This window comes from Nitrospirillum amazonense, assembly GCF_007828035.1.
GTDB lineage: Bacteria > Pseudomonadota > Alphaproteobacteria > Azospirillales > Azospirillaceae > Nitrospirillum > Nitrospirillum amazonense.
Map to the genome: position 1 here is coordinate 226,836 of NZ_VITV01000003.1, position 22,196 is coordinate 249,031.

19 protein-coding genes are annotated in these 22,196 nt (G+C 68.6%); 5 read left to right on the top strand and 14 right to left on the bottom strand.

Annotated features, from left to right (window positions below; all coding sequences use genetic code 11):
* Positions 1-111: 111 nt before the first annotated feature.
* Positions 112-615, bottom strand: a complete 504-nt coding sequence (locus FBZ87_RS08990) for an Lrp/AsnC family transcriptional regulator (RefSeq protein WP_145610013.1) — start codon at positions 613-615, stop codon at positions 112-114.
* Positions 616-758: 143 nt separating this feature from the next.
* Between FBZ87_RS08990 and FBZ87_RS08995 the strand changes: the two genes are divergently transcribed.
* A complete protein-coding gene (locus tag FBZ87_RS08995; RefSeq protein ID WP_145610014.1) occupies positions 759-1,670 on the top strand; it encodes an EamA family transporter in 912 nt (303 codons plus the stop codon).
* Here FBZ87_RS08995 and FBZ87_RS09000 read toward each other — a convergent pair.
* The 11 genes from FBZ87_RS09000 to FBZ87_RS09050 form a co-directional block, all read right to left on the bottom strand.
* On the bottom strand, positions 1,630-2,208 hold the full coding sequence (locus tag FBZ87_RS09000) for a DUF4269 domain-containing protein (RefSeq protein ID WP_145610015.1): 579 nt from the start codon (positions 2,206-2,208) through the stop codon (positions 1,630-1,632). The genes FBZ87_RS08995 and FBZ87_RS09000 overlap by 41 nt on opposite strands.
* A 20-nt stretch (positions 2,209-2,228) precedes the next feature.
* Complete coding sequence (locus tag FBZ87_RS09005; protein WP_145610016.1) at positions 2,229-3,071, bottom strand: hypothetical protein; 843 nt, start codon at positions 3,069-3,071, stop codon at positions 2,229-2,231.
* Between the two features lie 93 nt (positions 3,072-3,164).
* Positions 3,165-5,993, bottom strand: coding sequence for a hybrid sensor histidine kinase/response regulator (locus tag FBZ87_RS09010; protein WP_145610017.1), 2,829 nt, complete (start codon positions 5,991-5,993; stop codon positions 3,165-3,167).
* A gap of 36 nt (positions 5,994-6,029) precedes the next feature.
* Positions 6,030-6,680, bottom strand: coding sequence for a chemotaxis protein CheX (locus FBZ87_RS09015; protein ID WP_145610018.1), 651 nt, complete (start codon positions 6,678-6,680; stop codon positions 6,030-6,032).
* Positions 6,677-7,060 (bottom strand): response regulator, encoded by a 384-nt coding sequence (locus tag FBZ87_RS09020; RefSeq protein ID WP_145610019.1) that lies wholly within the window; start codon positions 7,058-7,060, stop codon positions 6,677-6,679. Before FBZ87_RS09020 ends, FBZ87_RS09015 begins: the two co-directional genes overlap by 4 nt.
* 126 nt (positions 7,061-7,186) lie before the next feature.
* On the bottom strand, positions 7,187-7,429 hold the full coding sequence (locus tag FBZ87_RS09025; RefSeq protein WP_145610020.1) for a hypothetical protein: 243 nt from the start codon (positions 7,427-7,429) through the stop codon (positions 7,187-7,189).
* Positions 7,426-9,435, bottom strand: a complete 2,010-nt coding sequence (locus FBZ87_RS09030; protein ID WP_145610021.1) for a chemotaxis protein CheA — start codon at positions 9,433-9,435, stop codon at positions 7,426-7,428. The genes FBZ87_RS09025 and FBZ87_RS09030 overlap by 4 nt, the downstream gene beginning before the upstream one ends.
* Positions 9,428-10,333: a CheR family methyltransferase gene (locus tag FBZ87_RS09035; protein WP_246134311.1), complete on the bottom strand. Its 906-nt coding sequence runs from the start codon at positions 10,331-10,333 to the stop codon at positions 9,428-9,430. Before FBZ87_RS09035 ends, FBZ87_RS09030 begins: the two co-directional genes overlap by 8 nt.
* The gene (gene cheB / locus FBZ87_RS09040; protein ID WP_145610022.1) at positions 10,330-11,481 is read right to left on the bottom strand and encodes a chemotaxis-specific protein-glutamate methyltransferase CheB; all 1,152 of its coding nucleotides are present in this window, start codon (positions 11,479-11,481) and stop codon (positions 10,330-10,332) included. The genes FBZ87_RS09035 and cheB overlap by 4 nt, the downstream gene beginning before the upstream one ends.
* Positions 11,478-13,025, bottom strand: coding sequence for a chemotaxis protein CheW (locus FBZ87_RS09045; RefSeq protein WP_145610023.1), 1,548 nt, complete (start codon positions 13,023-13,025; stop codon positions 11,478-11,480). The genes cheB and FBZ87_RS09045 overlap by 4 nt, the downstream gene beginning before the upstream one ends.
* A complete protein-coding gene (locus FBZ87_RS09050; protein ID WP_145610024.1) occupies positions 13,025-14,977 on the bottom strand; it encodes a methyl-accepting chemotaxis protein in 1,953 nt (650 codons plus the stop codon). Before FBZ87_RS09050 ends, FBZ87_RS09045 begins: the two co-directional genes overlap by 1 nt.
* 281 nt (positions 14,978-15,258) lie before the next feature.
* Here FBZ87_RS09050 and FBZ87_RS09055 point away from each other — a divergent pair, with 281 nt between their 5' ends.
* Positions 15,259-15,663, top strand: coding sequence for a hypothetical protein (locus FBZ87_RS09055; protein ID WP_145610025.1), 405 nt, complete (start codon positions 15,259-15,261; stop codon positions 15,661-15,663).
* A 10-nt stretch (positions 15,664-15,673) separates the two neighbouring features.
* On the opposite strand, the gene msrB is transcribed toward FBZ87_RS09055, so the two are convergent.
* Complete coding sequence (msrB, locus tag FBZ87_RS09060; protein WP_040847084.1) at positions 15,674-16,072, bottom strand: peptide-methionine (R)-S-oxide reductase MsrB; 399 nt, start codon at positions 16,070-16,072, stop codon at positions 15,674-15,676.
* Positions 16,073-16,243: 171 nt separating this feature from the next.
* On the opposite strand from msrB, the gene FBZ87_RS09065 reads away from it, so the two are divergent.
* Positions 16,244-16,960 (top strand): MgtC/SapB family protein, encoded by a 717-nt coding sequence (locus tag FBZ87_RS09065; RefSeq protein WP_145610026.1) that lies wholly within the window; start codon positions 16,244-16,246, stop codon positions 16,958-16,960.
* A gap of 42 nt (positions 16,961-17,002) precedes the next feature.
* Here the strand turns inward: FBZ87_RS09065 and FBZ87_RS09070 are convergent, their stop codons facing one another.
* Positions 17,003-18,439, bottom strand: a complete 1,437-nt coding sequence (locus FBZ87_RS09070) for a helix-turn-helix domain-containing protein (RefSeq protein ID WP_145610027.1) — start codon at positions 18,437-18,439, stop codon at positions 17,003-17,005.
* Between the two features lie 201 nt (positions 18,440-18,640).
* On the opposite strand from FBZ87_RS09070, the gene FBZ87_RS09075 reads away from it, so the two are divergent.
* Complete coding sequence (locus FBZ87_RS09075; protein ID WP_145610028.1) at positions 18,641-20,176, top strand: acyl-CoA carboxylase subunit beta; 1,536 nt, start codon at positions 18,641-18,643, stop codon at positions 20,174-20,176.
* An 11-nt stretch (positions 20,177-20,187) separates the two neighbouring features.
* Entirely contained in the window at positions 20,188-22,194 is a 2,007-nt protein-coding gene (locus FBZ87_RS09080) for an acetyl-CoA carboxylase biotin carboxylase subunit (protein WP_145610029.1), read from the top strand.
* Positions 22,195-22,196 lie beyond the last annotated feature (2 nt).

Below are 22,196 nucleotides of genomic sequence, written 5' to 3' on the forward strand. Positions count from 1 at the left end.
CAGCCGGCACCACCCAACCAGGAGACTGACACTTCTACTTTGCTCTGGACTGACAGTTTAACTTTGCGCTTACATACCAAAAACCGATAAGATACGTTATGGAAATTATATCTAAGCCGGCAGGTCGGCCGGGACGGGGCTTAGCGGCTTGGCTTGCCGCATGACGACCAAAGTCTTGAAAGTGCGGACGTTTTCGTCAGACAGCAGCATACGCCGGGTCAGATCGTCATAGCCTTCCATGTCGCGGGCGACAACGCGCAGGGCGAAGTCGTGGTCGCCGGTGACGTACCAGGCCTCCACCACCTCCGGTACGGCGGCGATCTTGCGCATGAACTGGTCGATGATGTGACCGCCGCCGGCGTCGGTGGCGCGGCCGCTGTCGCGCTCCAAGGTCACCAGCACCACCATGGTCAAAGGCCAGCCCAGCGTGCGCGGTCGGATGATGGCGACCTCACGCTCAATGGCGCCGATCTCGCGCAAGCGGCGAACACGGCGGTAACAGGCCGGACCGGACAACCCCACCCGTTCGGCCAGCACCGGCATGGGCAGGCGGGCGTCGCCCTGCAGCTGCTCCAGCAGCTTGGCATCGATGGCGTCCAGCTCAGGCGATATCATTTATGGGCCATGCGTATGGTGCGTGATAAAAATTATCATGAATCGGCCATAATCGACACGTTTAGACCAGCCGCATCACTAAACTATCGTGACGCTTGAGCCTCAGGCGTCCTGGCACCGCCTTTTGATCGTCGATCTCTCCCATGTCCCACGACACCACCCTTCCCCCCTCCACCCAGGGGGTCGATCGCCTGATCTCGATCCTGCCCACGGTGGCTGTGTTCGCCGCCATGATATCGGTCACGACGGGCGCGTCCATCGCCAAGACCCTGTTCCCGGTGACGGGCCCGCAGGGCACCACGGCCCTGCGCCTGACGACGGCGGCCCTTATGCTGACCCTGCTGCTGCGGCCTTGGCGCCTGCGGCTGACGCGGAACAGCTGGCGGCCGCTGCTGGTTTACGGCGGCGCCATGGGGGCGATGAATTTCCTGTTCTACCAGGCGCTGCAGACCATACCGGTGGGCATCGCCATCGCGGTGGAGTTCACGGGGCCGCTGGGCCTGGCGCTGCTGTCATCCCGCCGCCGGGTCGATTTCCTATGGATAGGGTTGGCCGTGGCGGGGCTGGCGCTGCTGCTGCCGCTGGAGCGGTCGGCGGCGCAGCTGGACCCGTACGGCATCGCCTGCGCCCTGGGGGCGGGCGTGTTCTGGGCGCTGTACATCGTCGCCGGCAAGAAGGTGGGCGGCGCCCATGGCACCCAGGCGACAGCGGCGGGCACGCTGATCGCCGCCACCCTGGTGCTGCCTATCGGGATCGCGCAGACCGGGGCCGCCACCCTGTTCCAGCCGGCCATCCTGGGCAGTGCCGTCATGGTGGGGGCCCTGTCCAGCGCCCTGCCCTACACGCTGGAAATGTTCGCGATGCGCCGCCTGCCGGCCCAGACCTTCAGCACGCTGACCAGTGCGGAGCCGGCGGTGGGCGCCCTGATGGCCATGGCGCTTCTGGGCGAGGCGCTGTCGCCCCTCCACTGGCTGGCCATCGCCACCATCATGGTCGCCTCCATCGGCGCCACGCTCAGCGCCCGCCGGTCAGCAACCCCCGTGATGCCGGAATGAAGCCAGCGGCGGCCACCAGGGCCGACAGCCGGTCTTCGGGCGCGGCCGCCAACAGCAGAAGGGCGGCATAAGGGTCGCCCCGCAGCTTCAGCACCTGCGCAAAGGCGGGTTCGGTCTTCAGTCCGTCCAGCCGGGCCGCCATGACGGCGGCGCGTAGGGCCGGACCGCCCAGGGACAGCAAGCGCGCCTCCACCATGAAGTGCCGCCATCCCGCCTGCATCTCCACCGGCTCGGGGCTTCCGAAAACCTCGAAGGCCCAGCCGTGGGCCCGGAAACGGGCGATGATCGGCCGCGGCGCCCGCCGCCATTGGTGCAGAGTGAAATCCTCCCAGTCCGCGCCCATAGTCCATAGCGCCGTGGCAAGGGCGGTCGCGTCCCGGGCATGGCACAGGATGTCGATGTCACTGGACGGCAGATCCAGGCCCAGGGGCGGCGTGCCCGCGACGCGCGGGTTGAACGCCGCCAAGGTCTTCATGAGGCCGGTCAGCGCCAGCGCCTCCTCATAGGACGGCTTTTCCGTCCAGCGATTGTGCCACATGGCGCCGCCCTCCGTGGGCCTCAGGCCGCCGGCTTGCGGCAATAGTCGGCGAGGGTGTAGGCGGCGCGGATGTCATAGGGGCGGCTGGGCTTCAGGATGAACTCGCTGGCGCCGTAGCGCACGGCGCCGTCGGACCCGCCAGCCTGGGGATGCCAGTCATAGGTGTACCCCAGGCGGGTCCAGGGCGCGCCGCCCTCGACATAATTCACGCGCATGTTGCGGGCGAACCAATCCCAATAGCCCTGCGTCTCCAGGCAAGCGGCGTCACCGGCGGTGCAGGTGGGCCGTGCCGCGGTGGAAGAGGTGTCCAGGGTGCAGTGGGCGGCCGTCACATCGGTGTCCGGACACGGGCGGGCCAACGCCTCGGGCGCCACCCACATCTCCACCACCTCGGAATAATCGCGGGATGGGTCCAGGCCCAGATACTGTTTCACCCGTTCGGTTTTGGCGGCTGCATCACCGGTGGCACCGGCGCAGAACTCCTGCAGCTGCGGCACGGCCGTCACCCACATGGTGCCCCAGCTGTCGGGCGAGGTGCCGCCGGCCTTCCCGGCATAATATTTCTCATAAGCCGCGGTGGCCATGGTCGAGGCCACCAGCACCTGGCGCCCATGCGGTCCATCACGCCACATCAGCTTGGCCCAGGATGCCTGGGGGGCATCGGGCACGATGCGCACCAGTTCCGGCCCGATCAGGTCGGGCCGCGCCACGGCCGCCGCGTTCAGGGAGCGGGCGAAAAGCTCGGCCGGCGTGGCATTGGTGCCCGGCCCGGCCGATCCCGAGCCACCCGTTCCTTGTCCCGTGGCGGCGCAGCCGGCCAGCACCAGCAAAGCCACCGCGCCCATGATCAAATTCGTCCGCATCCCAGCCCCCAGGGTTTAATCCGCTGGAGCCTGGTATGCCGGAAAGCAGGCCGGGTCGCAACCTATACGGAATTCAATCCAACAAAACACCCGTTAAGGAGGAGCGGCCGCCAGTACCTGCCGCTCTTCCAGGATGCCGCGGATCTTGGCCGCCAGTTCGTCCATGGCGAAGGGCTTCATCACCATGTCCATGCCCGGCTCCAGGAAATCGCCGCGCACGGCGGCGTTGGCGGCGTACCCCGTGACGAACAGAACCGGCAGGTTGGGCCGCCGCCGGCGCGCGATCTCCGCCAATTGCCGGCCGTTCAAGCCCGGCAGGCCGACATCGGTGATCAGCAGGTCGATCTGGCTGGACGATTCGATGACGCTCAGCGCACCGCGCCCGTCCGCCGCGTGCAGGGCGGTGTACCCCAGTTCCTGCAGCACATCCAGGACCAGCAGCCGCACGGAATCGTCGTCCTCCACCACCAGGACGATTTCCCCCGCCCCTTCCGGAGTCTCGCCCATGCCGGCCAGGCCGCCATCCTGGGCGTTGGCGCCACCGTCGCACGGCAGGTACAGGGTGATGGCCGTGCCGCGCCAGGGCTCGCTGTCGATGCGCACATGGCCACCCGTCTGCTTCACGAAACCATAGATCATGGACAGGCCCAGGCCCGTGCCCTGGCCGATAGGCTTGGTGGTGAAGAAGGGATCGAAGGCCTTCGCCACCACATCGGGCGGCATGCCCATGCCGGTATCGCTGACCCGGATCATGACATAGTCGCCGGGCGACAGGCCGTCGTGCCGGTTGGTGTAGGACCGGTCCAGGGTGGCGCGGCTGGTCTCGATGGTCAGGATGCCGCCGTCGGGCATGGCGTCGCGCGCGTTGATCGCCAGGTTGAGGATGGCGCTTTCCAGTTGGTTCACGTCACTGCGGGCCGCCGTCAGGTTCTCCGCCACGGTGATGCGCAGCTCGATCTGCTCGCCCAAAGTCCGGCGCAGCAGGTCTTCCATGGAGCGCACCAGGCCGTTGACGTCGATGGGCTTGGGGTCCAGCGACTGCCGGCGCGAGAAGGCAAGCAGGCGATGGGTCAGGGCCGCCGCCCGCTGGGCTGAGGCCATGGAGGCGTCCATGAACCGGTCCAGGTCGTTCAGCCGCCCCTGGGAAATGCGGCGGCGCACGATGTCCAGGCCGCCGATGACGCCCATCAGCATGTTATTGAAGTCGTGGGCCAACCCGCCGGTCAGCTGGCCCACGGCCTCCATCTTCTGGGCCTGGCGCAGCTGCTCTTCCGTCTGGCGCAGCATGTCGGCGCGCTGTTTGTCCTCGGTGATGTCGCGACCGTAGGCGTAGACCAGGTCACCTTCCTTGGACGTGTTCCAGGAGATCCAGCGCAGACTGCCGTCCTTGTGCAACTGGCGGTTCTCAAAATTGGTCAGGTTCTGGTCATGAAGGGCGCCCATCAGCGCCTCCGCCGTCCCCACCATGTCGTCGGCGTGGACGAAGTCCTGCACTTGGCGGCCCACGACCTCTTCCGTCTCATGGCCCAGGATGGCGGTCCATGAGGGGCTGACCGCCCGGCAGATGCCATCGGCGCCGATGATGACCAGCAGGTCACGCGAGTTGTTCCAGACGCGGTCACGCTCCCGCGTGCGCTCCTCCACCCGCGCCTCCAGCGTCTCCGCGAACTGGCGCAGCTTTTCCTCCGCATCCTTGGACGCGGTGATGTCGTAGATCACGCCGATGAAGCGGCTGCCCGATCCCTGGCGCCCTTCGCGGTCGCGCTTGCCGTCGCGGCGGTGCTCCCCCCGCTGGGCCAGCCAGCGGATCTCCCCCGTATCGGGCCTGCGGATGCGAAACTCGCGGTAGGGAGGCGCCGTCTCCCCGCCTTCCAGGCTGGTGATCAGGGGGGCATCATCGGCCAGCACTACGGCATTGACGGTGCGTACCGGCAGGGCCGTGGTCGGGTGCAGGCCCAGCAGGCGACAGAACTGCTCGGACACGGATACGGTGCCGAAGCCGCTGATATACTCGAACGTGCCCACGCCGCCGGCGGTCTGGGCCACGCGCAGCTGTTCCTCCACCCGCTTCTGCTCGGTGATGTCGGCCAGCACGCCACGGAAGCGGCGCGCCGCCCCGTCGGCGGTGCGGTCGGCCCCCCCGCGGGCCGAGACCCAGCGCACCGTGCCGTCACGGCCCACCACCCGGTAGTCCTTGGCGAAGATGTCGGCGCCATGCATCACCCCGGCCACGGCGATGCGGATGCGCATGCGGTCGTCGGTATGGATTGAATCGAAGAAGGCGTCGGTGGACAGGCCATTGCCGGCGGCCACCGGATCCAGGCCGTACAGCTCGGCGAAGCGGGCGTCGGCATAAAGCCGGCCGTCGGCCACGTCCCATTCCCAGGCGCCGGCGGTGCCGCCCACGGCCTGGGCCAGGCGCGCCCGTTCCTTGGCGTTGGCCAGCGCCTGGCGGCTGGCGGCCAGCTCGGCCTCCACCTCCATGCGGGCGAGCTCAACGGTCTGGTCACAGTGGGTCCACAGGAAATAGGGCGTGGTGCCCTGACCATCCACGACCGGGGTCAGCCGCAGGCGGTCCCAAAAAATGGTACCATCCTTGCGCATCACCCGCAGATCGGCCGTCAGCGGCCGGTCGGCGGCCAAAGCCTCCTCGATCCCGGCCAGGATGGCGGGGTCGGCATCGGCGGCGGCCAGGAAGCCGAAAGGCCGGTTGGCCAGGCCGCTAAAGGCGTGGCCGGTCAGGCGTTCGAACGCGGGATTGGCGAAAACCAGCGGCTCGCCCGGCCGGCGATGGTCGGTGATGGTCAAGGGCATGCCGGACTGGACCAGCGCGTCCAGCAGCGGGCCGCACAGCGCCCGCACCTCCGGCAAAACCCCGCCGTCCCGCTCCATCACGATCACAGCCTCCGCTCGGCCGGTCATGCCCGTCCCCTCCCCCCGGCGCCAGAGGCAAGACCGTCAGTGGGCATCGCCACCGTCCGTGCCCACCACCCGCGCGATGAATTCGCCGATCAGCTCCTTCAGCGACTGCAACGACGGCAGATCCATCAGCATGGCGATATAGCCCCGGATGTCCCGGCCGCTGATGGCGAAATTGATGTACAGGAACAGGACGACGCCATCGTCATCGTGTTTTTCCGCCAGTTCGAACAGGATCTGCCCATCGCCGCGCAGCACCTGCGGCAACGACATGGTCAGGGGCCGCTGAAGGATGTTGGCCATGGTGGCCAGGCAGCCGTTCAGAACGACATTGCCCGTCTCGGCCAGGGCCTCCTCCTCGATGTCCACCATCTCCGTCCGAGACAGCTCATCCTGTGTGACGGCGCGGACCAGTTCCAGGCTGTTGGACTCAGGGAAGATCAGCAGGGCGCGGCCGTTGAAGGCGCCGGTGAAATCCTGGCGAACGGCCACCAGTTCATCGCTTTCCCGCTCCTGGATCAGGGTGGCGGCCAACTTGCGCCCCACCACCTCCACCGACGGCACCGACAGCGTCACCTGGTTGCCCACCATCTTGCGCAGGCTGACGGCCGCGCGGCTGACACCGATGTTGACCAGTTCGGTCAGCGCGTCGTTCTCCAACTCCTCCAGGATATGGGGGGTTTGGTTCATCCGTGCACCGCGCGCAGCTTCAAGGCCGCGCCGGACAGGAAGTCCCGGATCCCATCTTCGGTGATGGGCTTGCTGACGAAGGTGGCGTTGGCCGCGCGGGCGCGGGCGATCACCTCGTCCTGCACATTGGCGGTCGCAAGCGCTATGGGCATGTCCGGGTAGCGATGTCGCATATGCTCCGCCAATTCCAATCCATTTCGGCCGGGCATGTTGAAGTCCAGGATGGCGAGGTCGACTTGACCATCGCGCAGGATGGCCAACGCCTCGTCGGCATTGCCCGCCTCGACCTTTGTCCAACCGGGCTGCAGCGCCGCGATAGCCTTGGCCACGACGATGCGCGCTAGTTTGCTATCATCGACGATTAAGACCGTAGTACCCATTTCAACCATCCCGCCCAAGTCATCCAATCTGCCTATTATCGTCACCAGCAAGTTATCGGTCTTTTCGCGCCCGGCCAGTGACCAAATATGTATAGCGCGCGCCCAGTAATCTTGTCTGCGAAAGACTTACCGCGGCGCCGCCAAATTGGGTATGACCCAATCGCGGAGAAATATATCTTCGGCCATACCGCGTACATTAGGCCGAAAAGCGAGCAAAACCTGGACAACGGCGCCGTGCAGGTGGCGGCAGGCGGTGACGTCGATTTCGGACTCGGGCGCCGCCTGCAGCCGCGACAGCAAGGTTTCCGCGTCCTCGGCGGCGCAAACGCCTCGCAGGCGGATCACATTCCCCGCCACCTCCACCGTCATGGCGCCCCCTGCCCCACCGGCGCCGTATCGCCGGGCGCGGCGGCGATCAGGCCGGGCACGTCCAGGATCATCAGCACGTGCCCATCCCCCAAAAGAGTTGTCCCCAACAGGCCCGGCATCGCGGATAGCAGGCCGGTCAGGGGCCGCAACACAACGTCGCGGCGACCGACGAAAGCGTCAACCTTAACCGCCACCAAGTCGCCGCCCACCCGCGCCACCACCGCCCGGCACGGTTCCCCATCCGTCCACGACTCTTCCGGCAGCCCCAGCAACGCCGCCAGGGACAGGAGCGGTACGGCCGTGTCGCGCAGCACGAAGGCCCGCCCGGCGCGAATGGGCCGGACGCGGGCCGGGTCCACGCGCGCCGTTTCAACGATGCCGTCCATGGGGATGCCGTAGCGTTCCTCCGCCACCGCCACGACCATTACCTTGGTCAGCACCAGGTTCAGGGGCAGGACCAGGCGCACCGTCGTACCTTGGCCGGAGGCACTGCTGATGCCGACGCTGCCGCCCAGGCGGCCGACCGCGGCGCGTACGGCGTCCATGCCCACCCCGCGGCCGGACAGGTCGGTCACCGCCTGGGCGGTCGAGAAGCCGGGACGGAACACCAGGTCCAGCACCTGGTCGTCGGCCAGGGAGTCCAGCATGCGGTCGGGCAATAGCCCGCGCGCGGCGGCGGCCTGGCGGATGCGGGCCGGGTCCATGCCCCGCCCATCGTCCGCCACGTCGATGACGACGTGGTCGCCCTCGCGCCGGGCGACCAGGCTGATCAGGGCGCGGGCGGGCTTGCCCGCCGCCGCACGCTCCGCCGCCGGCTCGATGCCGTGGTCGACGGCGTTGCGCAGCAAATGGGTCAGGGGTTCGAACAACCCCTCGGCGATGGCCTTGTCGACCTGGACATCCTGGCCATCGACCGCCAGGTCGACCTCCTTGCCCAAGGCGGTCGCGGTTTCGCGCACCACCCGGGGGAAGCGGCGCAGCAAGGGCAGGATGGGCACCAGGCGTATGCCCATCACCGTGCGATGCAGGCGCCCGACCAGCCGGTCCAGCGCCGCCTGGCGGTCCCCCAGGATTTGCGCCGCCGCTTGCGGCGCCAATCCGTCGGCCATCTGCCCCGCCAGATCGGACAGCGCGTTCTTGGCCACCACCAGCTCATCCACCAGCTGGGCCAGGGCGTCGATACGTCCGGCCTCCACCCTCAGGCTGCGGGGCCCCTCCGCCAGGACTGGCGGCGCCGCGGGCGCGGATGGTGACGGAGGCGGCGACCAGGACAGCAGCTGAATTTGGTCGGGCACGAAACGGAAGGGTCCCTTTACCGCCTCCGGCGCCGCAGCCGACAACAGTTCAATCACCAGGTCGCAGGCGTAGGGATCATAGGCATCGGCCGCCACAGGCGCCGCGGCATTCCGCCGTGTGATGCGCAAAGCCAGCAGATCCGGCACCGCCCGCGCCAAGGCGACGGGATCCTCCCCGCGGAAATAGCAGCCGGCATCAGGGGCATAGCGCAGGGCCGTCACCGTGGGGTGGCGGGCGGGGTCTAAATCGCGGTCCCGGAACAGGGCCTCGATCCAGGCGGTATCGACGGGCGTCGCCTGGGCCGCCGCGGATGCCGGCGCATCGCTGTCAAGGGCGCGGCTCAGGCGGCTGACCAGGTCGCCCGCCACGGCGTCGGCGTCCGCCGGCAGGTCGCCGCCCGTCGCCGCCAGGGCGCCCAGCCAGCGTTCCGTCTGGCCGGTGGCCGCGATCAGGGCGTCCATGGCGCCCCGTGACAGGGCCCGGCGCCCATCGCGCCACGCGCCCAGCAGATCCTCCGCCACGTGCAGCACCCGCCCCATGGCCGGCAGGTCGAACAGGCCGACCGAGCCCTTGAGCGTGTGGATGGCGCGAAAGGCCTGGTCGACCAGGGCGGTGTCACCCGGTCGGCCTTCCAGGGCCAGCAAGGCTTCGCCTGCCTGCTGCACCTGCTCCGGCCCCTCTATCAGGAACTGTTCCAGCAGTTCATCCATCGCGGCCCGCCTTTGTTGGACGGGGATCACGCGGGCGCTGGTAGACCACGGCGTCGGCGAAACGCTGCACGTCGAAACTATCGCTTAGGCGGGCCAGCGACTCCGAATGGCCCAGGCACAGATACCCGCCCGGCACCAACCGGTCGTACAGGGTGCGCACCGCCTGGCGCCGCGATCGGTCGTCGAAATAAATCAACAGGTTGCGGCAGAAGATGACATCGAACCTGCCGTGAATGGCCAGCGCGTCCCCATCCATCAGGTTGGCGTTGGTGAAGGTCACGGATTCCCGCAAGTCCTGAATGATCTGGAACTGCTCAACCCCACCCCGTCCTTTGGACGTCAGGAAATAGTCCCGCTGTAGATCCGGCGGCAAGCGCGCCATCGACTTGGCTGTGTACCGCCCCCGCCGCGCTTCCTCCAAGGCTTGGGTGTCGATGTCCGACCCGATGATCTCCACATGATAGGCGTCCACCATGGCCCAGTTCTCCAGCAGCCAGATGGCGATGGAATATGGTTCCTCGCCCGTCGAGCAGGGGATGGACCATAGGCGCAGCTTGTCGCCCGGCCCCCGCCTGGAAACGATGTCCGGCAGCATGTCGCGGCTGAGGCTCTTCAGCTGATGGTCTTCGCGGTAGAAATACGTTTCGTTGATGGTGAAGCTGTTGATCAGCCGCTCCAACTCCACGGGATCCAGGTGCAGGCGGTTGAAATAGTCGGTGAAACTGTCGGCCCCCGTCAGCGCCATGCGCTGGCCCACCCGCCGGTCGATGTAATACCGCTTGCTCTCTCCGAACTGCATGCCCGTGCGGTCATACAGGAACTCGCAGAAGCGGGCGAGTTCGGACGCGCTCAGCAGCGGGGCGTCGCCGTTGGGGCCCTGGTGGCGGCCGGGACTCATCGGCCGGCCACCATGCGCACCAGGCGGTCGGATATCTCCTCCAGCGGGGCCACCACGTCCGCGCCACCCGCCTTGACCAGTTCACCCGGCATGCCCCAGACCACGGCACTCTCCTCGGACTCCGCGATGGTGCGTCCGCCGCCGTTATGCAGGCGGGCCATGGCCGCCGCGCCATCATAGCCCATGCCGGTCATCAGCACGCCTACCAGGCGCCACGGCTCCACCAGCGACAATGCGCTGTCGACCAGGCGGTCGATGCTGGGATGCCAGCGGTATTCTTCCTTGGCGGGGGTAGGCAACGCCACCAAGCCGGAGGGGCGCTGGCTCAGGACCAGGTCGGCGTCGCCGCGGCCGATGTAGACATTGCCCGGGGCCAGCGGGGTGGGGCGCGCCACTTCCTGTACCGTCAGGGCGCAGAGGCGGTCCAGGCGGCGCGCCAACGGGCCGGTGAAGGTGGCCGGCATGTGCTGGGCCACCAGCACCGGCCAGGGAAAATCCGCCGGCAATCCCTCCAGCACGGCATCCAGCGCCGGCGGACCACCGGTGGAACAGCCGATGAGCACCAGGCCGGGCAGCGCCTGCCTTTCAGGCAGTGCCACCCCTTCGGCCTCCTGCGGCGGGGCGTCGGTCAGCGCCCGGACGCGCCTGGCCCGGGCGGCGGCGCCCCGGGGTATAGTGCGGATATCCAGCCCGCTGGCCTCGATGGCGCCCGCCTGCCGGCGCAGGCGCTCGGCCAGGCGGTGGGACCGGCGCAGGCGGGCGCTCGCCGCCTGGCGCACCTTGTCCACCAGACCGGGCCCCAATTGGTCCATCTTGAGGGAGATGGCCCCCTCCGGCTTCTGGACGAAATCGACCGCCCCCAGCGCCATGGCCTCCAGCGTCACCTCGGCCCCCGCCTCGGTGAAGGAGGAGACCATCACCACCGGCCGGGGCTGTTCCACCATGATCTGGTCCAGGCAGGTCAGCCCGTCCATCTGCGGCATGTGGACGTCCAGGGTGATGACATCGGGACTGAACTCCCGCAGCTGGGCCAGCGCCTCCAGCCCATCGCGGGCAAACGCCACCTCGAAATCACCGGCCGCGGTGAACAGGTCGCCCAGCAGGCGGCGGACCAGGGCGCTGTCGTCGACGATCAGCAGGCGGGTCACGGGGCGGCCGAACCGGTCATGGCATCGCCCCCCGCCGGGGCACCGTCCCCCTTCAAGGCCGCATCAAGGGCGGCCAACAGGTCACGCTCCGCCCGGTCCAGCAGGGCCTGCGGTTCGATCAGCAGGATCATGCGCCCGGCGCCGTCCACCGTTTCCAGGTTGGCGATGCGGCTGAACATCGGCGCGCCCTCGGCGTCGCCCGGCCGGGTGAAATCCGGCGCCTCACTCACCCGGCCAGCCGGCAGGGCCAGGATCTCCGACACGCCATCCACGGCGAATCCGGCCAGCTTGCCGTTGATGCGGGTCACGATGACCCGCCGCCGGCCCGTGCCGGGCCCGGCCACGCCAAACCGGCGGCGCTGGTCGATGACCGGCAGCACCTGGCCGCGCAGGTTCATGACCCCCTCGATGAAGCCAGGCGCCTTGGGCACGCGGGTCAAGGTGTCGGGCAGGCGCACGACCTCCTCCACCGCGTCCACGGGCAGGCCGTATTCCTCGTCCCCCAGCTGGAAGACCACCACCCGGTCACCCGCCGTCGCACGGCCGTCAGTGTTCGCGTCAGGTACGTTCATGTCAGCTGCCTCCTGCGCGTCGGGGCCGCCCTCCGCCAGAATATGCGCTACCGTGTCATCCCGGAACAGCCGTGCGCCCGACAGGAGGGAGACCAGGCCGCGACCATCCGGCAGACGGCAGATGGACTGGATCTGGGCCTCACCCCGGCCCCGGTTCAGCACCGCCGGCACGGCGCCCACACTGTCCGCCGGGACGCGCAGGATGGAATTCAGCCGGTCAACCAGCAGCCCCACCCGCGAACCACCGACATGGGCGACGACCACACGCGTGCCGCGCTGATCGCCGGGGGCGATACCCAGGCCCAGCAGCGCCCGAAGGGAAACGATGGGCAAAAGGGCGCCCCGTAGCGAAACGGCGCCCACCATGGCGGCGTCGGTCCGGGGCAGCGTCGCCAGATGGCCCGGCAGGGTCATGACCTCCCCCACATCCACCAAAGGCAAGGCGTAGGCCTGATCCGCCAGGGTGAAGGCCAGGAAGGCGCTCTCATCCTTGGCCGCCTGCCGACGCGGCGCAGCGGGCTCCGCCGGGCCTGCTCCAGCACCGCGCCGGACCAGGCCGGCGAACTCCCGGCGCAGCAGCTCGGCCAAGTCGATCAGGCGCAGGGCGCCGTCCTTATGGGCGTATAGCCCGCCAGCGGCCTGGTCCGCGCCGGCGTCAAGCTGGGCCAGCGTCCCCACCTCGTCCACCGTCAGCGCCACGGGCTCCTCCGCCTGCAGCAGCAGAAGGCGGGAGGCGGCGCTGGGCGCGGCCTCCTCTCCACCCAGCAGGCGGGCCAGCGACAACACGGGCACGACGGCGCCGCGCACGCTGGCGACGCCGGCCAGGCCGGCCGGCGCGTGCGGCACCCGGGTGACGCGCACCTGGCGCAGCACCTCGGTCACGTCGGCGGCCGAGGCCGCCAGCCGGTTGGCGCCCACGCGGAAGGTCAGCACTTGCTGGCGGCGGCCCCTGGCCGCTTTGGAAGCAGCCATCACCCGGCTTTCTGCAACTCGTCGGCCAGCGACGCGATCTCCTCGATGGCGGCCGCCAAGTCTTCCGCGCCGCGGGCTTGCTGCCGGGCGGCGGTGGCGGCCTGGATAGCGGCCCCGCCGGCCAGTTCCGCCGCCACGGCGATTTGCTGCACGCCGTCCAACACTTCGCGTACCGTGCCGCTGATGGCGTCGGCGCCGGCGACGATGTCGCTGCCAGCGGCATACAGCTCCTGCGCGCCGGTGGCGATGGCGGCCAGCCGGACGTCGATCTCCTTGTTCTTCTGCATCTCGGCCTCGGCCACGGCGGCGATCTGTTCCAGATCGCGGCGCACGGCCGCCACCAGCAGCTGGAACTGGCGGATGACGTCCTTGGCGCGGTCGGCGTTTTCGCCCGAGTCCCGTGCTAGGGCGCGGATATCGGTGGAAACAACGGCGAAGCCCGTGCCCTGGTCCCCGACCCGCGCCGCCTCGACCGATCCGCTGACGGCCAACATCGTGGTCTGCACCGCCACGATGGCGATGCCGTCCACGATCTTCTCCATGCGCCGGCCGGTTTCCTCCAGCGCGGCGACCAGGTCGATCACCACGCGGGTTTCGGCCAGGGCCCGGCCCACGCCCTGGGTCAGCCTGCCCACGGTGGCACGGCCTTGCGCCAGCATGGCTTGCGAGTTCCTGATCCGGTCCAGCGCCTGACCGGCGCTGGCGCCGGTGGCCTGGGCCGCCCGCTGGATCTGCGCCATGGCGCTGCTGGACTGCTGGGTGGCGGCGGCCTGGATCTGGGCCCCCCGGCTGATCTGGTTGATGGCGATCAGGATTTCGCCGGCGGCACCCGACAGCTGCTGCACCGCCGCCGACAGCTGCTCCGCCATGGCGCCCACGTCTTCCACCAGGCTGTCGCGCTGGCCTTCGAGGCTGAGGCCCTCGGACAGGGCGGCCAGGGCGTCGGCGGCCTGGCGGCTCTGGTCCAGCGCCTGGCTCTGCTGTGCCACGGAGCGCTGGGCCTCCGCCGCCGCCGCCGATTGTTCCTCCGCCGCGCTGGAGATGTTTTCCGCGCCCTTTTGCGCCTCCCGCGCGGCGGCGTCCGCCTCCACCGCCGCCAGCAGGATGGCCTGGGCGCCATCCACCAGGGCGGCCAGGTCGGCGCGGGTGCTCTCCAGCTGGGTGGTGACGGTGCGCCCCTCGGCGGCCTCGGCAGTCGCCGTGGCCGCCGCCGCGCGTACCCGGTCCGCGACGATGCGCACCTCATCCGTGATGCTGCCGGCCAGGACCTGGACGTCGCGCGACCGCTTTTCCGAGGTCTCGGACAAGGCGCGCACCTCATCCGCCACCACGGCGAAGCCCCGGCCGTGATCGCCTGCCCGCGCCGCCTCAATGGCGGCGTTCAGGGCCAGCAGGCCGGTCTGGTCGGATATGTCCGCCACCGTGCGGGTGATGTCGCCGATGTGGGCGGCGTGGCGTTCCAGCGTGACAATGATGTCGACCGATTTCAGTTGCCGGTCAGCGCTGGCAGCCACCGCCGTCACCGACGCCTCGATCAGGGCGGCGGCCTCGGTCAGTTGGGTCTGCAGGGCCAGGGTGCGTGTCTGCGCCCTGTCCGCCCGCTCCCGCGCCTGCTGGAACGAGGTGGCCATACCCGCGACGGCCGCCAGGGATTCGTGGCTGGCCGACGCCGCCTCTTCCGCCGCACTGGCGATCTGCTCCAGCGACCGGCGCAGCTCTTCCGCCGCGGCGGACGCCTCCGCCACGCCGGCGGCCAATTCCTCGGTGGCGGCGGCGATACGTTCCGCCGCCGTCTGGCGTGTAGCGGCCAGCAAGGGCCGGCGCGCGCGCTTTGGCTGTGCCACGGCCTTGGGCGCGGCCTTCACCGGCGCCTCGGCCGTGGCGGCGGCCGCCGCCTGGGTGCGGGTTCGGCCCTTCGCCCCGGCCAAGCGGGAGGTTTTTACCAATGCCATGATGTTTTCCCCAATCCGAAGCCCCCGTCTGCGAAGGGGGCCCCGCCCCAAACCGTCCGGGAGGGCATCCCGGGTATCCTTGGCGTCACGATGCGCGGAGTCCGTTCTACAGGCCAGCCGCTTGCCGCGGCAAGCGACGTAAGGCCATAGGCAGTATGGTCAAGGGGCGCCGGCGCACGGTCCCTTCATGGGGAGCCACCTCTGGCAAACCCACAAGCGTTTCGCGTAAAGCTGTGCGCGCAGGCCTTTGAGGAAGGGAGAGGGCGATGGATGCGCGCGGGATGACGAAAGTGGCGGCGGCGATGGCCGTGGCTGTCCTGTGCGTCCCGGCATGGTCCCCTGCCCGGGCCGGCGCGCCCACCCAGGTGGAGGTGCTGCGCGGCGGCGATGACGACGTCACGGCCGCCCTGGCCGGCGCCGTCGTTCAGGCCTTCGGCCGCGACGGCGCCTTCGTGCTCAGCAGCGGGCACCGGGCCAGTTCCCTGATCGTGGTGGTGCAGGCCCCCACCGCGGCGGCGCGCGCGGGCATCCATTACAAGCTGGCCTTCCCCATCCGCTACGCCTCCGCCCAAGGCCAGACGCTGGGGTTCACCGAAGTCACCTGCCAGGAGAACACCCTGACCAAGTGCGCGGAACAGGCCGTGGCCGCCGCCGGCCCCGCCGCGGGCAAGCTGGGCCGGCATTAACCGCGCGATCTCAATCGGCCTCGAAATTCATGGCGACGCCGTTGATGCAATAGCGCAGGTGCGTGGGCGGCGGGCCGTCGGGGAAGACGTGGCCCAGGTGGCTGCCGCAGCGGGCGCAATGCACCTCGGTCCGTACCATGCCATAGCTGCGGTCCACCGTGGTGGCGACGGAGCCCTCCACCGGGTCGTTGAAGCTGGGCCAGCCGGTGCCGCTCTCGAACTTGCGGGTGGACTGGAACAGCGGCTGGCCGCAGCCGGCGCAGGAGAAGGTGCCCGGCCGCTTCTCATGGTTCAGGGCGCAACTGCCCGGCCGTTCGGTGCCGTGGCCGCGCATGACGGCGTACTGCTCCGGCGTCAGCAGCTGGCGCCATTCCTCGTCCGTGCGCACCACTTCGTATTCGCCATCCATGGCCTGACGCTCCTTTTATACCAAGTCGCTACCGATATGGGTCGCTACCGATATGGGCCTTCGGCGCGCGGATTGCCACAGGGTCGTGGCCGTCCGCCTGCTTGCCTTATGGTTCGGCCGGCGCCATAAACGGTGCCGATCGGCGCGGCGCCAAAGACAAGAGAATACAGGATGATAACCGGCGACCTGACCAACCACCTGGAAGTCGTGCTGCGCCTGGCCATGGCCTTGACCCTGGGCTCGGGCATCGGCTTCGAACGCCAGTTGCACCAGAAGATGGCGGGGTTGCGCACCAACGCGCTGGTGGCCCTGGGTTCCGCCGGCTTCGTCATCTTCTCCGCCATGGTGGGCCAGGGCGATCCCACCCGCGTGGCGGCACAGGTGGTGTCGGGCATCGGCTTCCTGGGCGCGGGCGTGATCCTGCGCGAGGGCGTGAACGTCCACGGCCTGAACACCGCCGCCACCCTGTGGTGCTCCGCCATGGTCGGCACCTTCGCCGGCGGCGGCTACTGGCTGCCCAGCCTGGCGGCGGCCGGGTTCGTGGTGGTGACCAACTTGATCCTGCGCCCCCTGGTGCGCCGCATGAACCGCCGCATCCTGATCGCCACGGACGTGGAGACGCACTACACCGTCTCCGTCACCTGCAAGGGGGCGGAGGAGGCGCACATCCGCTCCCTGCTCATGCATGCCCTGACCCACGGCGGCCTGGGCCTGCGCCGCATCGACAGCCAGGACGTGCCGGACAGCACCAAGGTGGACGTGACCGCCAAGGCCGTCTCCCCGACCCGCAACGACGCGGCGCTGGAACAGATGGTGGGCCGCCTGAGCCTGGAGCCCTACGTCTACGCCGTCAGCTGGGAAGTGGAGCGGGCCGAGCCGGAAACCTAAGGCCCCCCCCAACACCGGGCGCGTCCATCCGGCCGCGAGGCTTCACTTGATCCCGCCCGGCGTCATGCTGAACGGCACCACATGGCGCTCGTGCCCCGCGATGGCCAGGCCCCGGCCGATGGAGGGGAAGGCGCGGTGGCGGCAGTCGTCGCGGTCGCAGACCTTGCAGCTGGAACCGATGGGCACCGCCGTTTCCTGGTTCTGCAGGTCCAGGCCGGCGGAATAGACCAGGTCGCCGGCATGGGTGATCTCGCAGCCCAGGCCCAGCGCCGCCTCACGCGGGCGGGACAGGTGGCCGCCGCCGGTCATGGTGACGGTGCGGGCGATGCAGAGATAGGTGATACCATCCGGCGTGCGCGCCACCTGCACCAGGATGCGGCCCGGCTGGGCGAAGGCCTCGTGCACATTCCACAAGGGGCAGGCGCCGCCGAAGCGGGCGAACTGGAAACGGGTGGCGCTGCTGCGCTTGAAGATGTTGCCCGCGCGATCGACCTTCAGGAAGTAGAACGGGATGCCGGCATTGCCCGGCCGCTGCATGGTGCTGAGCCGGTGGCACACCTGCTCAAAGCTGGTGCCGAAATGGTGCTGCAGCCGCTCGATATCATGGCGCACGGCCCGCGCCTGGGTGAGGAAGCGGCCATAGGGCAGGATCAGGGCGCCGGCGAAGTAATTGGCCAGGCCCGTGTAGGCCAGGCCGCGCGCCTCGGGACTGCTCAGCGGCGCCTTGCGCACCTCCTCCTCAATCAGGGGGGCAAACTGCATGCGGCCGATCTGCTGCGCCAGGAAGAAGGCGCGGCTTTCGCGCGGCGCGCTCTCCGCCAGGTGCAGCTGGCGCAAGGTGGGATCGTAGCGCCATAGCACCCCCTCCCCACCCAGCGCCGCGGATACGGCGCAGGTGACGCCGTGGCGATCGCGCAGGTAGTCGATCAGGTCTTCCAGCAGGCGGGTGGCGGTGAAGCCCTGGCCTTCGAACAGCGTTTCCGCCGCCACGTCCAGGCTGGCGAAATGGTTGCGCTTGCTCTGCACGAAATCGCGCACGTCGTCGTAGGGGAAAGGCGCCGTGCCGCCGGTTTCCATCTCCAGATCCTGGTCCAGGCGGTGGCGCGCCCCCTCCTCCATCAAATGCTGGTAGGCGCGGTAGAGCTTGATGAACTGGCCGGCGATGCCGGGTGCTGCGCGTACCGCGTCGCTGATGGCGCTGAGGCTGGAGGTGTCGTCGGCGAACAGCGGGTCGCCCAGCACCTCGCGCAGTTCGCTGCCCAGGCGCAGGTCGCTGTCGTCGGCGAAATGGCGCGGTTCCACCCCGAACACGGCGGAGATGGCGGCGAGCGCCGCCGTGCTGAGGGGGCGTTGATTGTTTTCGATCTGGCTTAAATAACTCATGGACAGCTGGCTGGCCTGGGCCAGGGCGGACAGCGCCATACCCCGCTGCTGACGCAGCTGCCGCACCCGTTCGCCCGCGAAAATCTTGCCCGCCATGGCCGTCCGTCCCTCACTGGATTTCACAAACTTTACAAATTAACCACCCCGGCGTCGCACGATTTCGCGTGGCATCGACTTGAACTGGGATCAAACTGTTTGCAAACATCGCAGCTGTCAATCCAGGCGGCCCCCGCCGCCATCGCCACACCAAAAAACAGCCGCCATCCGGCGCACCCATAACCGGTCAGGAGACGGGCGTTGACGCTCACGGTCATTGAAACCCTTGAAGCCAAACGCCAGGGCGCGCGCGCCGGCGGCGGTGAGAAGCGTGTGGCGGCCCAGCATGCCAAGGGCAAGCTGACGGCCCGCGAGCGGCTGGAGCTGCTGCTGGACGCCGGCTCCTTCGAGGAATGGGATATGTTCGTGGAGCACCGCTGCGCCGACTTCGGCATGGCGGAGCAGAAGGTGCCGGGCGACGGCGTGGTGACCGGCCACGGCACCATCAACGGTCGCCTGGTCTTCGTCTTCAGCCAGGACTTCACGGTCTTCGGCGGCTCCCTCTCCGAGGCGCATGCCGAAAAGATCTGCAAGATCATGGACCAGGCGATGAAGGTGGGCGCCCCCGTCATCGGCCTGAACGACAGCGGCGGCGCCCGCATCCAGGAAGGCGTGGCCAGCCTGGGCGGATATGCCGAGGTGTTCCAGCGTAACGTCCTCGCCTCCGGCGTGGTGCCGCAGCTGTCGCTGATCATGGGCCCCTGCGCCGGCGGTGCCGTCTACAGCCCGGCCATGACCGACTTCATCTTCATGGTGAAGGACAGCAGCTACATGTTCGTCACCGGCCCGGACGTGGTGAAGACGGTGACGCATGAGGTGGTGACAGCGGAGGAGCTGGGCGGGGCCGTGACCCACACCGCCAAGTCCGGCGTGGCCGATCTCGCCTTCAACAACGATGTCGAGGCGCTGCTGCACACCCGGCGCTTCTTCGACTTCCTGCCCCTGTCCAACCGGGAACAGGTGCCGACGCGCGTGACCGCCGACCCGGTGGACCGGCCGGAACCGTCGCTGGGCACCCTGGTGCCGGCCAACCCCAACAAGCCCTACGACATGAAGGAGCTGATCCTGAAGGTCGTGGACGAGGGCGACTTCTTCGAGCTGCAGCCGGACTACGCCAAGAACATCATCATCGGTTTCGGCCGCCTGAACGGGTCCACCGTGGGCTTCGTTGCCAACCAGCCGCTGGTGCTGGCCGGCTGCCTGGACATCGACAGCTCCATCAAGGCGGCGCGCTTCGTGCGCTTCTGCGACGCCTTCAACATCCCGATCTGCACCCTGGTGGACGTGCCCGGCTTCCTGCCCGGCACGGCGCAGGAATACAACGGCATCATCAAGCACGGGGCCAAGCTGCTGTTCGCCTATGCCGAGGCCACCGTGCCCAAGGTCACGCTGATCACGCGCAAGGCCTATGGCGGCGCCTATGACGTCATGGCGTCCAAGCACCTGCGCGGCGACGTCAACTATGCCTGGCCGTCGGCCGAGATCGCGGTGATGGGGCCGAAGGGCGCCGTCGAGATCATCTTCCGCGCCGACATTGGCGACGCGGCCAAGATCGACGCGCGGACGGAGGAATACCGGCAGAAGTTCGCCAACCCCTTCGTCGCGGCCTCGCGCGGGTACATCGACGACATCATCATGCCGCACAACACCCGCCGCCGCCTGATCAAGGCGTTCTCCATGCTCAAGAACAAGAAGCTGGAGAACCCTTGGAAGAAGCACGACAACCTGCCGCTTTGAGGCCCGTCCCGATGTTTTCCAAGATCCTGATCGCCAACCGGGGCGAGATCGCCTGCCGGGTCATCAAGACGGCGCGCCGCATGGGCATCAAGACCGTCGCCGTCTATTCCGAGGCGGACGCCGGCGCCCTGCACGTTCAGATGGCGGACGAGGCCGTGGCCATTGGCCCGGCGCCGTCGGCCCAAAGCTATCTGGTGGCCGACCGCATCATCCAGGCCTGCCTGGAAACGGGGGCCGAGGCCGTGCATCCCGGATATGGCTTCCTGTCGGAAAAGGCCGCGTTCTGCGAGGCCTTAAAGGCCGCTGGCATCGCCTTCATCGGCCCGGACGTCCACGCCATCGGGGCCATGGGCGACAAGATCGAGTCCAAGAAGCTGGCCAAGGCCGCCGGTGTTTCCACCGTTCCGGGATACCTGGGCGTCATCAAGGACGATGAGGAGGCGGTGCGCATCGCCCACGACATCGGCTATCCCGTGATGATCAAGGCGTCGGCCGGCGGCGGCGGCAAGGGTATGCGCGTGGCCTGGGACGATGCCCAGACGCGCGAAGGCTTCCGCAGCGCCAGCAACGAGGCACGCTCCAGCTTCGCCGACGACCGGGTGTTCATCGAAAAGTACGTGACCGAGCCCCGGCACATCGAAATCCAGGTCATGGCCGACGCCCATGGCAACTGCGTCTACCTGGGCGAGCGTGAATGCAGCATCCAGCGCCGCCACCAGAAGGTGATCGAGGAGGCGCCCAGCCCCTTCCTGGATGAGGCCACGCGCAAGGCCATGGGGGAGCAAGCCGTGGCCTTGGCGCAGGCGGTGCAGTACCGCAGCGCCGGCACGGTGGAGTTCATCGTCGACAAGGATAGGAACTTCTACTTCCTGGAGATGAACACCCGCCTGCAGGTGGAACATCCGGTAACCGAGATGATCACCGGCCTGGACCTGGTGGAGCTGATGATCCGGGTGGCGGCGGGCGAGAAGCTGCCGATCACCCAGAATGACGTAAAGCTGAACGGGTGGGCGCTGGAGGCCCGCGTGTATGCGGAGGAGCCGACGCGCAACTTCCTGCCGTCCATCGGCCGGGTCACCCGCTACCGGCCCCCGGCCGAGGGCCCTGGCGCGCAAGAAGGCAGCATCGTCCGCGTGGATACCGGCATCCATGAGGGCGGCGAGATCAGCATGTTCTACGATCCCATGATCGCCAAGCTGATCACCTATGGCCCTGATCGCGCCACGGCCATCACCGCCATGGGCGACGCGCTGGACCGCTTCCAGATCCGGGGCGTGGGCCACAACATCAGCTTCCTCGCGGCCCTGGTGGAATCCCGCCGCTTCGGTGAAGGGCGCCTGACCACCAACTTCATCGCCGAGGAATTCCCGGACGGCTTCCACGGTCGCGAACTGCCGGCCGAGGTGCTGACCCGCCTGCTGGCCATGGCCGCCAGCCTCCACCGCACCCGGGTGGAACGGGACGCGACCATCTCCGGCCAGATGGCCGGCCACCACCGCGTGGTGCCCGCCACCTGGGTGGTGCGTTGCGGCCGGGACAACCATCCGGCGGAGATCGTCGCCGTGGAGGACGGCCATGACGTGACGCTGGATGGCCGGACCTATGCGGTGCGCAACGCCGACTGGCACCCCGGCCAATCGCTGTGGGCCGGCACGGTGGATGGCCACGCCCTGGCCGTGCAGGTGGACGGCACCGGCATCGGCTACCGCCTGTTCCACGGCGGTGCGGAGCTGGAGGTGCAGGTGCTGACCGCCCGGGCGGCGGAGTTCGCGGCCCTGATGCCTATCAAGGCCAAGCCGGACATGTCCAAGTTCCTGCTGTCGCCCATGCCGGGCCTGCTGGTCACCGTGGCCGTGGCCGTGGGCGACGAGGTCAAGGCCGGCCAGGAACTGGCGGTGGTGGAGGCCATGAAAATGGAAAACATCCTGCGCGCCGAGGCCGACGGCACCATCAAGAAGATCGCGGCAGAAAAGGGCACGTCCCTGGCCGTCGACCAGATCATCATCGAGTTCGAGTGACC

What these genes read in the sequence shown, in the direction of transcription:
- FBZ87_RS09010 (WP_145610017.1), bottom strand. Translation starts at nt 5,993, where the DNA reads ATGACCGGCCGAGCGGAGGCTGTGATCGTGATGGAGCGGGACGGCGGG.
- FBZ87_RS09020 (WP_145610019.1), bottom strand. Translation starts at nt 7,060, where the DNA reads ATGGGTACTACGGTCTTAATCGTCGATGATAGCAAACTAGCGCGCATC.
- FBZ87_RS09045 (WP_145610023.1), bottom strand. Translation starts at nt 13,025, where the DNA reads ATGGCTGCTTCCAAAGCGGCCAGGGGCCGCCGCCAGCAAGTGCTGACC.
- FBZ87_RS08995 (WP_145610014.1), top strand. Translation starts at nt 759, where the DNA reads ATGTCCCACGACACCACCCTTCCCCCCTCCACCCAGGGGGTCGATCGC.
- FBZ87_RS09030 (WP_145610021.1), bottom strand. Translation starts at nt 9,435, where the DNA reads ATGGATGAACTGCTGGAACAGTTCCTGATAGAGGGGCCGGAGCAGGTG.
- FBZ87_RS08990 (WP_145610013.1), bottom strand. Translation starts at nt 615, where the DNA reads ATGATATCGCCTGAGCTGGACGCCATCGATGCCAAGCTGCTGGAGCAG.
- FBZ87_RS09035 (WP_246134311.1), bottom strand. Translation starts at nt 10,333, where the DNA reads ATGAGTCCCGGCCGCCACCAGGGCCCCAACGGCGACGCCCCGCTGCTG.
- msrB (WP_040847084.1), bottom strand. Translation starts at nt 16,072, where the DNA reads ATGGATGGCGAATACGAAGTGGTGCGCACGGACGAGGAATGGCGCCAG.
- FBZ87_RS09065 (WP_145610026.1), top strand. Translation starts at nt 16,244, where the DNA reads ATGATAACCGGCGACCTGACCAACCACCTGGAAGTCGTGCTGCGCCTG.
- FBZ87_RS09000 (WP_145610015.1), bottom strand. Translation starts at nt 2,208, where the DNA reads ATGTGGCACAATCGCTGGACGGAAAAGCCGTCCTATGAGGAGGCGCTG.
- FBZ87_RS09050 (WP_145610024.1), bottom strand. Translation starts at nt 14,977, where the DNA reads ATGGCATTGGTAAAAACCTCCCGCTTGGCCGGGGCGAAGGGCCGAACC.
- FBZ87_RS09055 (WP_145610025.1), top strand. Translation starts at nt 15,259, where the DNA reads ATGACGAAAGTGGCGGCGGCGATGGCCGTGGCTGTCCTGTGCGTCCCG.
- FBZ87_RS09015 (WP_145610018.1), bottom strand. Translation starts at nt 6,680, where the DNA reads ATGAACCAAACCCCCCATATCCTGGAGGAGTTGGAGAACGACGCGCTG.
- FBZ87_RS09070 (WP_145610027.1), bottom strand. Translation starts at nt 18,439, where the DNA reads ATGGCGGGCAAGATTTTCGCGGGCGAACGGGTGCGGCAGCTGCGTCAG.
- FBZ87_RS09080 (WP_145610029.1), top strand. Translation starts at nt 20,188, where the DNA reads ATGTTTTCCAAGATCCTGATCGCCAACCGGGGCGAGATCGCCTGCCGG.
- FBZ87_RS09025 (WP_145610020.1), bottom strand. Translation starts at nt 7,429, where the DNA reads ATGACGGTGGAGGTGGCGGGGAATGTGATCCGCCTGCGAGGCGTTTGC.
- FBZ87_RS09005 (WP_145610016.1), bottom strand. Translation starts at nt 3,071, where the DNA reads ATGCGGACGAATTTGATCATGGGCGCGGTGGCTTTGCTGGTGCTGGCC.